This window comes from Mesorhizobium sp. M6A.T.Ce.TU.016.01.1.1 (genome assembly GCF_003997065.1).
In the GTDB taxonomy this organism is placed as follows: Bacteria; Pseudomonadota; Alphaproteobacteria; order Rhizobiales; family Rhizobiaceae; genus Mesorhizobium; species Mesorhizobium mediterraneum.
The window spans coordinates 285,974-299,693 of sequence record NZ_RZTJ01000006.1; the positions used below are offsets into that span (position 1 = coordinate 285,974).

The window sequence follows — 13,720 nt, forward strand, 5'->3', positions numbered from 1 at the left end:
GAGAAGCGGACATCTCTACCTCGCCTGGTGCCAGACTTTCCACGCGGAGATTACGAGGATCGCGGCTAGCGCTGGCAATAGCAGGGCGCTAGGAACGATGCCGAGCAGAAAACCGCCGATCAAGGTCCCCATGATTGATCCAGCTGCCATTACAAGCAAGAGCGACCGATTTCGTCCGATGGTGGCGAAGCTCTGATCGCGGCTGTAGCGTGAGAAGCCGACCAGCACCGTCGGAAGGCTCACGGCGAGCGACAGGCTTCCAGCAAGCTTGATGTCCGCACCGAAGAGCAGAACCAGCGTGGGTATCAGGAGTTCGCCGCCGGCAACGCCGAGAAACGACGCGACGACGCCTATTGCGAACCCTGCGACAGCACCCACCGCCATTTGGGCCGTACCCGTCAACAGTGCTCGCCCCACACTGGCATCATGTCCGAACACAAGCACAGCCGCGATGACGATGAGCAGCGCTGCGATCACCCTGTAGAGCGTTTCCGATTTCAGGCGCGTTGCCCATCCCGCTCCGAACCATGCGCCGAGAAGGCTTCCGGCAAGCAAATTCACGATGATCGGCCAATGCGCCGCAATCTGGCCAAAAGGCACCGTGCCCATGCGAAAGGGTAGCGCCGTGGCGACGACCACCAAGCTCATGGCCTTGTTGAGGATGACGGCTTCCAGCGCGGTGAAGCGGAAGACCCCGATCAGCAGCGGCAAACGAAATTCAGCACCGCCGAGGCCGATCAGGCCGCCGAGAGCGCCAATGATTGCGCCACCGCCGAATGCAAGCGGAAGTTTTTGCGGAGGATTTGTCGAGGTCAATCCTTGAGTCATAGCGCTATATCTACACGGAAACGACGCCTGGAACAGGCGATCCTTGGGCCCGTCAGTAAGCGTCCGCTCCGCGTCGAACTCGGTCGCTCAGAGTGAGCGAGGTTTGATCCCTTGAGCGACGTGCGTCCTCTTGGACGCACAACACCTTGAATCCAAGCATCGTGCTTTCCAGAAATCGATTTTCGATTTTTGGGCCGATGCGTTGATCTGAGCGATCCTTGGCTGTACCTGTCCGGGAACAAAGGTGGCCAATGGCAGTGATCCCGAAAATTCTCGTCTTCGCTGGCTCGATTCGCGCTGGCGCCTACAGCGGCAGGACCGCCGACGTGGCGCAGAAGGAACTCGCCATGCAGGGCGCCGAGGTGACCCGGATCTCGCTTGCCGACTATCCGCTGCCGATCCTGGACGAGGATCTGGAAAAGGAGAAAGGCGTTCCAGAAAACGTCTTCAAGCTTGCCAGGCAGATCGCTGCCCATGACGGGCTGCTGATCGCGACGCCCGAATATAACGGCTCCATCCCGCCGCTGCTCAAGAACACTATCGACTGGGTGAGCCGGGTGCGCACGGATGGCGGGCGGTCGTTCAGGCCGTTCACCGGCAAGCCCGCCGGCCTTTGTTCGTCTTCCAAAGGACACTTCGCCGGGGTACGCTGCATCAACCATCTGCGCGCCGTGCTGGTGCGCTGCCAGATGGAGGTGGTAACGCCGGAGTGTTCCGTGCCGGAGGGCGGCAACGCCTTCGACGACGACGGAAATTTCAGGGACGAGAGACTGCACAGATCGATGGAGCACCTATGCCGCACGCTGATCGAAACCTCGCGCCTGCTGTCCACGCGGATCGAGGCTTGATCCAGGAGCGCGCCAGCACCATGCAAGACAGGCTGATCGTCGGCCTCGACGTGCCGACGCTGAAGGAAGCCGAGAAGGCGGTGCGCGAGCTCGACGGGGTCGTCTCCTTTTACAAGATCGGCTATCAGCTCGCCTTCGCCGGCGGGCTCGACTTCGCCCGCGAGCTCGCCAGCGGCGGCACCAGAATCTTCCTCGACATGAAGCTGCTCGACATCGACAACACGGTGGCCAAGGGTGTCGAGGCCATTGCCAGGATGGGCATGACCATGCTGACGCTGCACGCCTATCCGAAGACGATGAAGGCAGCGGTCGAGGCCGCCAGGGGCAGCGATCTCTGCCTGCTTGGCGTCACCGTGCTGACCTCGATGGACGAGCAGGACGTGATCGACGCCGGCTATGAATATGACCCGCATACGCTGGTGCTGAGGCGCTCCGAGCAGGCGCTGCATGCCGGCATGGGCGGCATCGTCTGCTCGGCCGAGGAAGCGGAAGCGGTGCGCCGGATCGTCGGGCCCAACCTGGCCGTCGTCACGCCGGGAATACGGCCCAAGGGCAGCGACCATGGCGACCAGAAACGCGTCGTCACGCCGGCGCAGGCGATCCGCAACGGCTCTAGCCATCTCGTCGTCGGCCGGCCGATCGTCGGCGCCGCCGACAGGCGGGCAGTCGCGGAAGCGATCCTTGACGAAATGCGCTCGGCCTAAGGATCAATTCCGAAACTGGAGAAAAAGCATGCCCAAGGGATACTGGATCGCCCGCGTCGATGTGCGCGATGCGGAAGGCTACAAGGACTATGTCACTGCCGCCAAACCGGCTTTCGATCGTTTCGGGGCCGTTTTCCTGGCACGTGGTGGTGCGCATGAAAAGGCAGAAGGGCCGGGCCGCGACCGCAACGTGATCATCGAATTTCCGTCATTGGCTGCGGCGCACGATTGCTATCACTCGCCGGAGTATCAGCGCGCCGTGGCGATCCGCCAGAAAGTGGCCGACGGCGAGATCGTGCTGGTCGAAGGGGTTTAGTCCAGCGGCAACCGCCTGCGGCGGTCAGACCGAATGCAGGATGTAAAGCTTGCGCGTTTTCTCGTGGATGGTCCATTCGCCCTCCCAGCCAAGCGGCAGGACAAGCAATTCGCCAGGTCCGACATTCCTGGCCGCGCCATCGGGACCGTGCAGCGTCACGCGGCCGGAGACGATGTGGCAGATCTCGGAATTCGTGTCTCGGCGCGCAGTGAACCGGCCCTGCGAACATTCCCAGACACCGACCTCGATCTTGCCATCATCCGAAGCCCACAGGGTGTTGGCTGCTTCCAGCTGATCGCCTTCCACCGAGGTGGGTTTCGGCTGAGGCTCACCGAGGTCGATGTGCGCAAGGTGGGCGAAGGTCTTGAAGTCGATCATTTTCTTAAGTCCTCGAGGTAATGCGGTTCAGTGCCCGGTGATGCGATCGGCCAGGGCGGCCAGCCGCGATGTGCGCGGCAGCCCCTTTGCTTCCCGCTCGTCGGCAATCCGATAGAGCTGATACATGGAATGGACGCCCAGCCAGCGCAGCGGCTCCGGTTCCCATTTGCGCACGGTTCGATTGACCCAGGGAAGCCGCGTCAGCTCGGTGTCGTTGCCCAGCAGCAGATCCCTCAATGTGCGTCCCGAGAGGTTCGAGGTGGAAACGCCGAGGCCGACATAGCCGCCGGCCCAGCCTATTCCGGTCTGCCTGTCAAAGCCCACCGTCGTGCACCAGTCGCGCGGCACGCCCAGCGTTCCACACCACGCATGGTCGAGCCTGAGTCCCTTGGTCTGTGGCAGAAGCGTCGTCAGGATCTTGTGCAGCTTGTCGATCGTCGCCTGCTGGGTGACGCCTCGAACGTCGGTCTTCGAGCCGAAACGATAAGGCACCCCGCGCCCGCCCATGGCAATGCGTCCTTCCCGGGTGCGCTGCGCATAGCAGTATGTGTGCGCAGCGTCGCCGAGCACCTCGTAGCCATCCCAGCCGATTTCACTCCACAGTTTTTCGGACAACGGCTCGGTCACAACGATGGCGCTGTTGAGCGCCAACCAAAGTCTCTCGTGGCCGGCGATGCCCGCGGTAAAACCCTCGGTTGCCCGCACGATCTTTTCGGCACGCACCACGCCCCGGTTGGTTGCAACCTTGCCTTTTTCGATCGACAGCACGGTCGTCTGTTCACAGATCCGGACACCGAGGCGCTCCACTGCCCTGGCGAGCCCCTGCACCAGCTTTGCAGGCTGAACCCGCGCAACTTTCTTGATGACGAAGGCGCCGCGCGCGTTGTGCACCGCTATGCGCCGGCGCATCTCTGCTGCATCGATGTACCCGACGCGGTCGTCGGTCAGCTCCCAGGACCTGGCATCGGCATACATCGCCTTGGCGCGCTGCTCCTGCGCCTCGTTGGTTGCGACAAGCAGTTCGTCGGTACGGCGAATGTCGGCGTCGATGCCTTCGGTCTCCGCGACCGATATGACCTCGTTCACCGTGCCCATCATCGCCGCCTGCATGGCGATGACCCCTTGGCGCGACGATGCCTCCTCATATTTTTCGCGCGACCATGAGAATCCGCCGGACAGCCAGCCGCCATTACGTCCCGAAGCACCGAAGCCGGCGAATTCCTTCTCGACGATGACAATGTTGAGGTGCGGCGCTGCCTGCTTCAGGTAGTAGGCGGTCCAAAGGCCGGTGTAGCCGGCCCCGACGATGCAAACGTCGGCTACGATATCGCCCTGCAGCGGCGGCCGGTAGCCGGGCACCCCGCCGATGTCGGCATACCAGAATGAAACGTCGCCGTTCTTCTTCACATCCATTGTCGCGATTTTCCCAGATAGGATTCAGGTCAGCGTGAAATCGGCCTTTTCGTCGTCCGCTAACAGCTTCACGTCGCTGCCTGCGAATATGAGGTCGACCTCGTCGCCGATGGCGAAGGTCTCGGCATCCAGCGTCGAGCGCACGATCGCCTTGGAGGTGTCCGCCAGCACGACCTCGTATTTGGAGCCCGATCCGAGATAGATGGCTTCGCCGATGCGCCCGGGCAGGGTGTTTCGATCCTGTCCGCCCTTCCCCCGTCTGGCGAGGCTCAGCTTCTCCGGCCGCAGCAGCATCACGGGTTTGGCGCCATCGGGAAGGCGTTTGGCGGCGGCCACTTTCCGCCCTTCTATCTCGATGGCGGTCTCGTTCCCGGAGGTGGAGGCCGCGCCACGCAGTATCGTCGAGTCGCCGACGAACTTTCCGACGAACAAGGTCTCGGGCTCGTCGTAGAGCTGGCGACCGGTGCCGATCTGCTCGATGCGTCCTTGGTTGAACACGGCGATGCGGTCCGAGAGGACCAAGGCCTCCTCCTGGTCGTGCGTGACGTAAACGAAGGTGGTGCCCAACTCCCGGTGGATCCGTTTGATCTCGAGCTGCAGCCATTCACGCAACTTCTTGTCGAGCGCGCCGAGCGGCTCGTCCATCAGGAGCAGTGGCGGGTCGAATACGATGGCGCGCGCCAGCGCGACGCGCTGCTGCTGCCCGCCGGAAAGCTCGCTGGGGAAGCGGTGGCCGAAATCCGCCATCTTCACCATGTCCAGCGCCTTGCGCACCCGCGCCTCGCGATCGGGATTGGCGATGCCGCGCAAGGTCAATGGGTATGCGACGTTCCTGCTCACCGTCATGTGCGGAAACAACGCATAGTGCTGGAAAACCACGCCGATGTTGCGTTTGTGCGCCGGTACGCCGATGACGCTCTTGCCGCCGACATCAAGCGAACCCGAGCTGACCTCGGTGAAGCCGGCGATGACGTTGAGCGTGGTCGTCTTGCCCGAACCGCTGGGTCCGAGCAGCGTCATGAACTCCCCCGGCTCGATGCGCAGCGAAACCTTATCGAGAGCAATGAAGCTGCCATACTGTTTGCTGACGGATTTGAGATCGATGGCTGCGCCGCGGGTCGATGGTGAGGCCATGTCAACGTTTTCCCTGTCTCGAACCGATCAGCAGCCCCGCCCCGATCACCAGCGACGTCACGATGAAGAGCAGCGTGCCCACCGCCGCAACGGTGGGGTCGGCATCCCGGGTAATGCTGGAGAAGATCTGTACCGGCAGTGTCTTCAGATAAGGGCTGGTGATGAACAGCGCGACGATGATCTCGTCGAACGAGGTTACGAACGCAAACAGCAGCCCCGACAGGATGCCCGGCGCGATCAGCGGCAACGTCACCGTCCTGAATGCCGTCAGCCGGGTCGCGCCGAGGCTGGCCGCAGCCGTCTCCAGCCGTTTGTCGAAGACTTCCAGGCTGGCGGAAACGGCGATGATCACGAAAGGGACGGCGAGCATCGTGTGGGCCAGCACGAAGCCGGTCATGGTGCCGACCAACCGCGTATCGAGATAGACCGCATAGATTCCGACGGCGAGCACCACCCCCGGCACGACCATCGGCGTGATCAGCAGTGCACGCAGCACGCCGCTGACGCGGCTTTTCATGCGATCGAGGCCGAATGCCGCCAGCGTGCCGATGACAGTGGCGAACACCGCAGTGACGACGGCAACCTTTAGCGAGCCGACCAGGCTCGCCGACCATTCGGGGTTGGTGAAAAAGTTCTGGTACCACTGCCAGGAAAAGCCGGATGGCGGAAAGGCCAGCGACTTCTTGTCGTTGAACGACATCGGCACGACGACGATTGTCGGTGCGACCAGCCAGACCGCGACCAGCAGGCAGAACAGACCGAGCAGGATTCGACCGGGCTGTTTCATCAGCGTGTCGAGCCCGTCTTGTGCGGTTGGCGCGACAGCGGTGCTGCGAGCGCGAGCAGGACGAAGGTCGCGATCAACAACACCACACCCATCGCACCGCCACGACCCCAGTTGAGCAGGCTGAGCACCTGGTTCTGGATCAGGGTCGAGAGCATGGTCGAACGCGGACCGCCGAGCAGCGCTGGGGTGATGTAGAACCCAAGCGCAAGAATGAACACGATGATGGCGCCAGCATAGACGCCCGGAAGCGAGAGCGGCAGATAGACCTGGGCAAAGGCGCGCGCCGGGCTCGCGCCGAGGCTCCGTGCCGCCTGCATGAGCCGCAGGTCGATCGTTTTCATCACCGAATAGAGCGGCAGGATCATGAACGGCAACAGCACCTGCGCCATGCCGATCACCACGCCTGTCTGCGTGCGGATCAGCTTGACCGGACTAAGGCCGACTGCCCGGATAACGGAGTTGATCACGCCGGAGTCCTGCAAAAGGATGACCCATGCCAGGGTGCGCACCACACCGCTCACCCAGAACGGCACCAGAACGCACAGGATGAGGACGAGCCGCATCTTGGGCCCGACCGCAGTCATCACATAGGCATAGGGATAGCCGGCAATGAGACATACCAGCGTCACCCAGGCGGAGATCGCGAAGGTCCGCTGAAGCACGGTCAGGTTGACCGGTGTGCCGAAGAACCAGGCATAGTTCTGCCATCCCCATTGCGGCTCGGAAAAGCTACGCAAGGTCACGATGGCGAGCGGCAGGCCCAGGCAGACGACGAGCAGCAGCAGCGCCGGCGCGACGAGCCAGAAAGCCTGTCCACGAAACCAGCGCCGGCGGTCGTCTGCTGCGACAGCCGGACCAGTTTTCCGGCTGTCGGTTGTTATCGTTGCCACTGCGGCGGACCTAGTTGCCCGCCATCAACGCGTTCCACTTTTCGTTCGCCACCTCGAAGTTCTCCACCCAGAACTTGATGTTCTGCTGATAGCCAAGCTTCAGCTTGTCCGGCGTATTGGTCATGAACGCCGCGGTGACCTCGTCCACTTCGGGCTTCGCGTCCTTGTGGATCGGGGTATACGAGGTGGTTTTTGCAAGCGTCTCCTGCGCGCTCTTGCCGACATAGGCGTTGATCAGCGCATGTGCTGCGTCGGGATCCTTGACGCCCATCGGAATGGTCATCTGGTCCATCACAACCAGCCAGTCCTGCCACGCCGGCGTGTACGCCGCGCCGTTCTTCACCGCGGTCATGGCACGTCCGGTCCACATGGCGATCATGTCGGCTTCACCGGATTCGGCGAGCTGCTGGGAATCGGCGCCGGTTTTCCAGAAGATCGTGTCCGGACCGAGCGACTTCACCTTCTCGATAGCCTTGTCGATGTCGGCAACCGTCATGTTTTCCACCGACCCGCCGGCTGCGAGCAGCGCCTGCTCGATCATGCCGCCGGACAGATCGCCGCTGCCTTCCAGAGCGCGCGAGCCCGGGAACTTCTCGATATCGAAGAAATCCTTCCAGTTCTTGGGCGGATTATCCTTGTACTTTTCGGTGTTGTACATCAGCACCACGCCATAGTTCATGGCCGGCACACTGCAATCACTGATCTGGCCCTGTGGAATGTTGGACGTATCGATCTTCGAGAAGTCCAGCTTCTGGAACAGCTTGCCGCAATAGACGTAGGGCGGGAAATCGCCGGTGTCGACGACGTCCCAGGTCACATTTCCGGACTCGACCTGCGCCTGCAGTTTCGAGATTTCGGTTGGCCCGTCGCTGAGCAGCGTCACACCGGACTTGTCGACGAACTCTTTCAGCGCGGCGATCTGACCATCCTGATAAATGCCTCCATACGAGACGAAGGTAAGCGTCTTGTCCTTCAGCGAGCCCTCGGCCACCTCGCCCGCCACGGGCTTGCTCTGCGCAAGCGCTGCGGTCGTGATCATCAGCAGCCCGAGCGCGGTCACCTTTCCGATCTTGGTCTTCATGTTTTATCTCCCATTTACGTGCACCCGCATTACTTCTGTCCGCCCGGCTGCGAGCCTTGTCCGGGCGTGTATTGATTGAGTTCCGCCGCGCCGCTGGTCGGGGGCGCGATGATCCAGAGCACCTGCGCCGGCGTCTTGCCGATGTTCACCGTGCGATGCGGCGTCGAGGTTGCGTACTCGATGCTGTCGCCCTCGTTCATGGTGAAGCGCTCGTCCGCCAGCGTCAGCTCGACTGTCCCCTTCAGGACGACGAACATCTCGTGCTTGCCGCCGTGCGTGTAAGCGTCGTTGCCGGTCGAGCCGCCGACGTCGAAATCCCCCGAATAAACCTCGAATTCATGGATCGGCCGCCGCGACAGCACCGTCTTTCGACAACCGTGGCTGATCGGCAGCAGGGGGCGGTCGGCTCTGGTGAGCACCTTGTGGAACCCACCGTCGGTCTGCTCGAACAAGTCGTTGATGCCGAGGTCCAAGGCAGCCGCGATCCGCATCAGGGTGCTGGCGCTGGCTCCGCTCAGATTGCGCTCGAGCTGGCTGATGAAGCTCGCCGTCGTGCCGATCATGTCGGCCAGTTGGCGAAGCGAAATGCGTCGGGCCGTGCGAATGGCCTTGATCCGCCCACCGACATGCTTCGTCTTGTCCGCGTCCGCCGCCGGCAGCGCCGCCACGTCCGGGGATGTCGCAGGGTCGACTTTCACCGAGTGCCTCCTTCACTTAACACCCTATTAAGTGAGGTGCCGGAACGCAAGCCATTTGTCGAGATACGATCCTGGATCCCAGCAGCTGCCGCGTACGCGGGCGCTGCTCATCCCGTTGGCGAGGTAAAAAAACGGTTCGCCGCGGTCTCGGCCATCGCATCGGCGAGGCCCATCTCCCAATGCGTGCGGCAATAGGCGCGAAAATCGAAGCAGGGCAGGCCGGGGCAGACCTCGAATTCGATGAGATGGATCGTGTCGTCGGCTTCGACCCTAAAATCGATGGAAAACACGTCCTTCAGGCCAAGCCCGGTCATCAGCCTTTGCGCGACCTCGCGTATCCTTGCGTCGGCGCGCGGCTGGCTGTCGGCGACTTGCAGCAGCACCGGCTCGGCGTATGTCCCCGCCGCCCTGGCCGCCTCGCCGGTGTCGCCGTAGAGCGCCAGGCTGTCTGCCATGGTCTGGAAATCACTACCCGAATCGACAAAGGCGACGCCGAGCGCCTCGACGCCAGTGTTCGGCTTCAAGCCCAGAAAACTAGCGCGCGCGTTGCGCCCGGCGACGTAGGGCTGCACGACGACATCGTCGCGATAGGCGGCGAACACACGCCGGCTAAGCTCCAGCGCGTGGCCGAGATCGGCACAGCGTGAATCCGGCCAGATGCCGATCTTGGCGCCGAGCCGGTTCGGCTTGACGAACCAGCCGGCTGGCGAAGCCGGCGGCTCGACCAGCCAACGGCCGTCGCGGGCCAAGCCGGATCGCGGCACCGGCAGGCCGAGCGCGCCGAGCACGGCGCCGGAGCGGAATTTGTCCTGGCAGAGCGCAAACAGCGCATCATCGGCGCCGAGCACGTTCAGGCCGTTCAGTCTTACCAGAGCCGGTGCCGCGCCACCGCGGAAATAGGCGACGCCGTCGGTCAGCGTCCACACCAGCGTCGTGTCCGGGCCCTCACCGGCAAGCACGTTTGCGGCATCGTCGAGCGCCACCGGCGCGAAGGACAGGCCGCGCGTCAGACAGGCTGCGGCTAGTGCATCGAACTCAGGGGCGATGTCAGTCGACTGCGCCAGATAGGAGGCGATTTCGGCGGCACGCGCCGGCAAATGGCCTTCGACGACCAACCGGTCGAAGCAGGCCTTTTCCGGCTCGTAGACAAGGATCAGCTTCGGCTTGCGGCTTGACATGGGATGAGCGGGTCCTGGGGATGAACGGGTCCTGGCAGCGCGATTGCCTACCATCGCACGGCGAATGTATCAGGCTTTCGCGGAAACCGACGTCAGTCGGACGCCTGCACGACAGTGCTGGTGCGATCTTCCCGTTTGGGACCATGTTCTTTTCCGAACCGAAGGTTCGGGATCATCGCCTAGGCGATCAGCACGCGCGGCTCGAAGCGGCCGTTGACCGGAATATCGAGCAGAAACGCCATGCCGGCTTGCGGGTCCAGCAGGCGCTGTTTCTCGTCCTTGCCCGACCAGGCGGACGTCACCGCCAGCCGATCCGCGTTCCTGCCGACAAAGGCTGGGCAAGACGGTTGCGTCACCGGCATCGCGATCGAACGGACGAGGCTGCCGTCAGGCCCGTAGGCTTCGATGACGCCGCCGCCCCAGCAGGCGTTCCACAATATGCCATCGCGATCGAGCACCGAACCGTCGATATAGCCCTTGGCCGAGCGGTGATCGACGAAGACCTTCGGCTCGCCGACCGGCAGGCCGGTCGCCGGATCGCAGCCGACGCGCATCAACAATCCGGTGCTGGTATCGGTGTAATAGGCGACCGTTCCATCTTCGGAAAAACAGATAGAGTTCGACACGGTGATGTCCGAGTAAAGCCGGCGCAACTCCCCCCTAGAGAACCAGTAGATCGAGCCGGCGCCCTTTTCCTCGCCCTTGCCCATGGTGCCGACCCAGAAGGCGCCGCAGGGGTGGACGCGCGAATCGTTCGAGCGCGTCACCGGGTTGTCGGCCTCGATCGCCGTGTGCAGCGTCATCTTGCCGGTCGCCACGTCGCGGACGTGCAGGCCGGTTTCGGTGGCGATCAACTGCCTGCTGTCGTCGATGATGGCTATCGCGCTGGCCATCTGGCCAAGCTCGTGGATTTTGACCGCGCCGCCGGAAAGGCGTTTTTCCAGAAGCTGGCCATTGACGATGTCGAACCAGTAAAGCGTGTCGGTGGCTGGATCATAGCTCGGTCCCTCACCGAGCTGGCATACATGGTCGGAAAAAACCGAAACTTTGGCTTCACTCATCCTGCTGCTCCAAACGCCGCATCCCAGGCTACTGTGGCAGCACGGGCCCGCACGGCCACCTCTTCGACGCTCATGCCAGGTTTGAACAGGCTGGATCCCAAGCCGAAGACGCTGACGCCGGCGGTCTTGTAGCCGGCAAAGTCCTTCTCCGAGACACCGCCGACCGCGCCGACCAGCGTCTCTGCCGGCAAAACCGCGCGCATCGCGGCGATGCCGGCCGCCCCAAGCACGCTGGCCGGGAAGAATTTCAGCGCCGAGGCGCCGAGCCGGATCGCTTGGAAGGCTTCGGTCGGCGTGAACACGCCGGGCATCGTCACCATGCCGTAATCCATCGCGCGGTCCATGACCTCGGCATCGATATTGGGGCTGACCAGCAGCCGCCCGCCGGCTTTGTGCAATCCGTCAACATGTGCAGCTGTCAGCACAGTCCCAGCTCCGACCAGAGCTGTCGATGGAAGCGCCTCGACGATGCTGGCGATCGAGGCAAACGGGTCCGGCGAATTGAGTGGCACTTCGATCGCTTCGATGCCGGCCTCGAAGATCGCCCGGCTGACGGCCACCGCCTCGCCTGGCTTGAGGCCGCGCAGGATGGCGACAACGCCGCGTCTGAGCTTCGGAAACGGTGCGGTCTCGGTCATGCTGCAACTCCGCTTCCGGCAATCATGCCATTTTCGCGCGCGGCCTCGATCAAGCCGGCACGCACTGCCTCGTCAGCGTCGACAGTCCGAACCGCAAGTCCGGCAAGGCCGAGCGCCTCAGTGTAGAGCGCGCCGAGCGCGCCGGAAGCAATCAGCACGACCGACGCAGCGCCTCTCCCATAGCGGTGGCTGGCAGAAGCGATCTCGCCGCCGATCAGCAGGCCGGACAGGCAAGCAGCGGCATCGTCGGGTTTCAGGTCCTGCAGCAGGCCCGCCGCGCGGATCGAGAACAGTCTCGACGTGACATCGCCGCCGTCGGCCAGCGCTTGCTCGCACCAGCGCCGAAAGAACGCATTGCCTGATGCGACCGGCTTGGGCTGCTCGCCCAGCGAATGGCGCAGGATCGAATGCGCCGCCAGCACCGAAAACAACTCGCCGGTCGGCCACGTGCCGAAACCGGTAACGGCGCCGTCCTCGACCAGCACCCATTTCGAATGGGTGCCGGGCATGCAGACGAGATGGCGACCCTTTGTCGGCAAACCAGCGCCGGCAAGCTGCGTTTCCTCGCCGCGCATGACGTCGGGCGCGTCGGCCTGGCGCTGGGCAAGGCCCGGCACGATGCGGATGTCGCGGCGCTGGCCCGGAATGCGCGCCGCACCGGCCAAAATGGCGCCGATCGGCGCCGGCACGGTGACATAGGGCGCCTCGAGCCAGCCCTGGCGCGAGCCGGCCATGCCGCAGATGATGACGGGCATCGCTTCCGGCGCGCCCATCGCCGCCAGATGTCCTTCGAGGATGGTCGAAAAGCCGGTGGCTTGCGCAGTGATCAGCCCGTCGTCGCCGCGGCGCTCGGCAAGGATTTTTCCGGCCTCATCGACCAGCCAGACCCTGAGACGGGTGGTGCCCCAATCCACGGCGGCGACAGAGGGTGCTTTGCTCGGGGATCCTGGGTTCACAGGAAGCCCCCGTCGACGATCAGCATCTGGGCGGTCAGCATCCGCGAAGCGTCCGACGCCAGGAACAGCACCGTGCCGACGATGTCATCCGGCTGCATCACCTGCTTGATGCATTGCTTGGCGACATGGGCGGCGAGCGCCTGTTCGGTGACCCAGAGCTCCTTCTGCCGCTCCGTGATCACCCAGCCGGGTGCGATCGCATTGACGCGAATGCCGTCGGCGCCGAGCTTGCCGGCAAGGCCCTTGGTCAGGCCGACGATGCCGGCCTTGGCCGCGGTATAGGCCGGCATGTCGGGGTGGTTGATGAGAAACGACGTCGACGTGAAGTTGATGATCGAGCCGCCGCCGGCCCGCTTCATGCCCGGCGCCACCGCTTGGGCGGAGAAGAAATGCGGACGCAGATTGATCGCCTGATTGTTGTCCCAGAATTCCACCGTGACGTCTTCCACCGCGTGGCGTTCGTCAAGTGCTGCATTGTTGACCAGCACGGTGACGTCGCCATGCGCTTCGGCCGCCTTGGCGGCAGAAGCCCGCAGCGCCTCGATGTCGCGTATGTCTGTGTTGAGATAGAGGGGTCGCCGGCCGAGATCCTTCTCGATGCGGTCGGCCAGCGCCAGGCTCGGGCCGTCAGCGATGTCGATGAAGGCGACCTTCGCCCCCTGGCGTGCAAAACCCTCCGTCAACGCCGCGCCGATGCCGGAGCCGCCGCCGGTGATCAGCACCGAAGCGCCTTCAAGGTCGGCAAAGCGCGCCGATGGCATCATTGTTTTCTCCACAAAGTCAAAGTGCGGCAGCGTCCTTGGCGCGTCC

Annotated in this window: 16 protein-coding genes; 3 read left to right on the forward strand and 13 right to left on the reverse strand. The window is 63.4% G+C overall.

Annotation, left to right across the window (positions count from 1 at the left end; translation table 11 throughout):
- Nucleotides 1-15: 15 nt before the first annotated feature.
- Complete coding sequence (locus EOC94_RS15065) at nt 16-828, reverse strand: sulfite exporter TauE/SafE family protein (RefSeq protein WP_095484657.1); 813 nt, start codon at nt 826-828, stop codon at nt 16-18.
- Nucleotides 829-1,079: 251 nt separating this feature from the next.
- Here EOC94_RS15065 and EOC94_RS15070 point away from each other — a divergent pair, with 251 nt between their 5' ends.
- From EOC94_RS15070 to EOC94_RS15080, 3 genes are read left to right on the forward strand one after another with little or no spacing between them, the layout of a single operon-like run.
- Nucleotides 1,080-1,676, forward strand: a complete 597-nt coding sequence (locus tag EOC94_RS15070; RefSeq protein WP_127291419.1) for an NADPH-dependent FMN reductase — start codon at nt 1,080-1,082, stop codon at nt 1,674-1,676.
- Nucleotides 1,677-1,696: 20 nt separating this feature from the next.
- Nucleotides 1,697-2,380, forward strand: a complete 684-nt coding sequence (gene pyrF / locus EOC94_RS15075; RefSeq protein WP_095485091.1) for an orotidine-5'-phosphate decarboxylase — start codon at nt 1,697-1,699, stop codon at nt 2,378-2,380.
- 28 nt (nt 2,381-2,408) lie between these two features.
- Entirely contained in the window at nt 2,409-2,696 is a 288-nt protein-coding gene (locus tag EOC94_RS15080) for a DUF1330 domain-containing protein (protein WP_091591899.1), read from the forward strand.
- Between the two features lie 24 nt (nt 2,697-2,720).
- On the opposite strand, the gene EOC94_RS15085 is transcribed toward EOC94_RS15080, so the two are convergent.
- The 12 genes from EOC94_RS15085 to EOC94_RS15140 all read right to left on the reverse strand — a co-directional run bounded on the left by EOC94_RS15085 (nt 2,721) and on the right by EOC94_RS15140 (nt 13,674).
- Nucleotides 2,721-3,074, reverse strand: coding sequence for a cupin domain-containing protein (locus EOC94_RS15085; protein ID WP_095484660.1), 354 nt, complete (start codon nt 3,072-3,074; stop codon nt 2,721-2,723).
- A 27-nt stretch (nt 3,075-3,101) separates the two neighbouring features.
- Nucleotides 3,102-4,487, reverse strand: a complete 1,386-nt coding sequence (locus EOC94_RS15090) for an FAD-binding oxidoreductase (protein ID WP_127291422.1) — start codon at nt 4,485-4,487, stop codon at nt 3,102-3,104.
- A 24-nt stretch (nt 4,488-4,511) separates the two neighbouring features.
- Nucleotides 4,512-5,621, reverse strand: a complete 1,110-nt coding sequence (locus EOC94_RS15095; protein WP_126104155.1) for an ABC transporter ATP-binding protein — start codon at nt 5,619-5,621, stop codon at nt 4,512-4,514.
- 1 nt (nt 5,622) lies between these two features.
- Nucleotides 5,623-6,408, reverse strand: a complete 786-nt coding sequence (locus tag EOC94_RS15100; RefSeq protein WP_095484663.1) for an ABC transporter permease — start codon at nt 6,406-6,408, stop codon at nt 5,623-5,625.
- The gene (locus tag EOC94_RS15105) at nt 6,408-7,298 is read right to left on the reverse strand and encodes an ABC transporter permease (RefSeq protein WP_126104157.1); all 891 of its coding nucleotides are present in this window, start codon (nt 7,296-7,298) and stop codon (nt 6,408-6,410) included. Before EOC94_RS15105 ends, EOC94_RS15100 begins: the two co-directional genes overlap by 1 nt.
- A 10-nt stretch (nt 7,299-7,308) precedes the next feature.
- A complete protein-coding gene (locus EOC94_RS15110; protein ID WP_126104158.1) occupies nt 7,309-8,379 on the reverse strand; it encodes an extracellular solute-binding protein in 1,071 nt (356 codons plus the stop codon).
- A 29-nt stretch (nt 8,380-8,408) separates the two neighbouring features.
- Nucleotides 8,409-9,047, reverse strand: coding sequence for an XRE family transcriptional regulator (locus EOC94_RS15115; protein WP_245465572.1), 639 nt, complete (start codon nt 9,045-9,047; stop codon nt 8,409-8,411).
- Between the two features lie 137 nt (nt 9,048-9,184).
- Nucleotides 9,185-10,255 (reverse strand): D-alanine:D-lactate ligase-like protein, encoded by a 1,071-nt coding sequence (locus tag EOC94_RS15120; protein ID WP_127291427.1) that lies wholly within the window; start codon nt 10,253-10,255, stop codon nt 9,185-9,187.
- 179 nt (nt 10,256-10,434) lie between these two features.
- A complete protein-coding gene (locus tag EOC94_RS15125) occupies nt 10,435-11,316 on the reverse strand; it encodes an SMP-30/gluconolactonase/LRE family protein (RefSeq protein WP_127291430.1) in 882 nt (293 codons plus the stop codon).
- Nucleotides 11,313-11,954, reverse strand: a complete 642-nt coding sequence (locus EOC94_RS15130) for a 2-dehydro-3-deoxy-6-phosphogalactonate aldolase (protein WP_127291433.1) — start codon at nt 11,952-11,954, stop codon at nt 11,313-11,315. Before EOC94_RS15130 ends, EOC94_RS15125 begins: the two co-directional genes overlap by 4 nt.
- The gene (locus EOC94_RS15135; RefSeq protein WP_127291435.1) at nt 11,951-12,910 is read right to left on the reverse strand and encodes a 2-dehydro-3-deoxygalactonokinase; all 960 of its coding nucleotides are present in this window, start codon (nt 12,908-12,910) and stop codon (nt 11,951-11,953) included. The genes EOC94_RS15130 and EOC94_RS15135 overlap by 4 nt, the downstream gene beginning before the upstream one ends.
- Nucleotides 12,907-13,674: an SDR family oxidoreductase gene (locus tag EOC94_RS15140; RefSeq protein ID WP_095484670.1), complete on the reverse strand. Its 768-nt coding sequence runs from the start codon at nt 13,672-13,674 to the stop codon at nt 12,907-12,909. The genes EOC94_RS15135 and EOC94_RS15140 overlap by 4 nt, the downstream gene beginning before the upstream one ends.
- Nucleotides 13,675-13,720: the final 46 nt, after the last annotated feature.

Bases quoted from the DNA above. Each gene is read 5' to 3' on its own strand.
- EOC94_RS15065 (WP_095484657.1), bottom strand. From the start codon at position 828: ATGACTCAAGGATTGACCTCGACAAATCCTCCGCAAAAACTTCCGCTT.
- EOC94_RS15125 (WP_127291430.1), bottom strand. From the start codon at position 11,316: ATGAGTGAAGCCAAAGTTTCGGTTTTTTCCGACCATGTATGCCAGCTC.
- EOC94_RS15095 (WP_126104155.1), bottom strand. From the start codon at position 5,621: ATGGCCTCACCATCGACCCGCGGCGCAGCCATCGATCTCAAATCCGTC.
- EOC94_RS15080 (WP_091591899.1), top strand. From the start codon at position 2,409: ATGCCCAAGGGATACTGGATCGCCCGCGTCGATGTGCGCGATGCGGAA.
- pyrF (WP_095485091.1), top strand. From the start codon at position 1,697: ATGCAAGACAGGCTGATCGTCGGCCTCGACGTGCCGACGCTGAAGGAA.
- EOC94_RS15070 (WP_127291419.1), top strand. From the start codon at position 1,080: ATGGCAGTGATCCCGAAAATTCTCGTCTTCGCTGGCTCGATTCGCGCT.
- EOC94_RS15130 (WP_127291433.1), bottom strand. From the start codon at position 11,954: ATGACCGAGACCGCACCGTTTCCGAAGCTCAGACGCGGCGTTGTCGCC.
- EOC94_RS15110 (WP_126104158.1), bottom strand. From the start codon at position 8,379: ATGAAGACCAAGATCGGAAAGGTGACCGCGCTCGGGCTGCTGATGATC.
- EOC94_RS15140 (WP_095484670.1), bottom strand. From the start codon at position 13,674: ATGATGCCATCGGCGCGCTTTGCCGACCTTGAAGGCGCTTCGGTGCTG.
- EOC94_RS15120 (WP_127291427.1), bottom strand. From the start codon at position 10,255: ATGTCAAGCCGCAAGCCGAAGCTGATCCTTGTCTACGAGCCGGAAAAG.
- EOC94_RS15100 (WP_095484663.1), bottom strand. From the start codon at position 6,408: ATGAAACAGCCCGGTCGAATCCTGCTCGGTCTGTTCTGCCTGCTGGTC.
- EOC94_RS15090 (WP_127291422.1), bottom strand. From the start codon at position 4,487: ATGGATGTGAAGAAGAACGGCGACGTTTCATTCTGGTATGCCGACATC.
- EOC94_RS15085 (WP_095484660.1), bottom strand. From the start codon at position 3,074: ATGATCGACTTCAAGACCTTCGCCCACCTTGCGCACATCGACCTCGGT.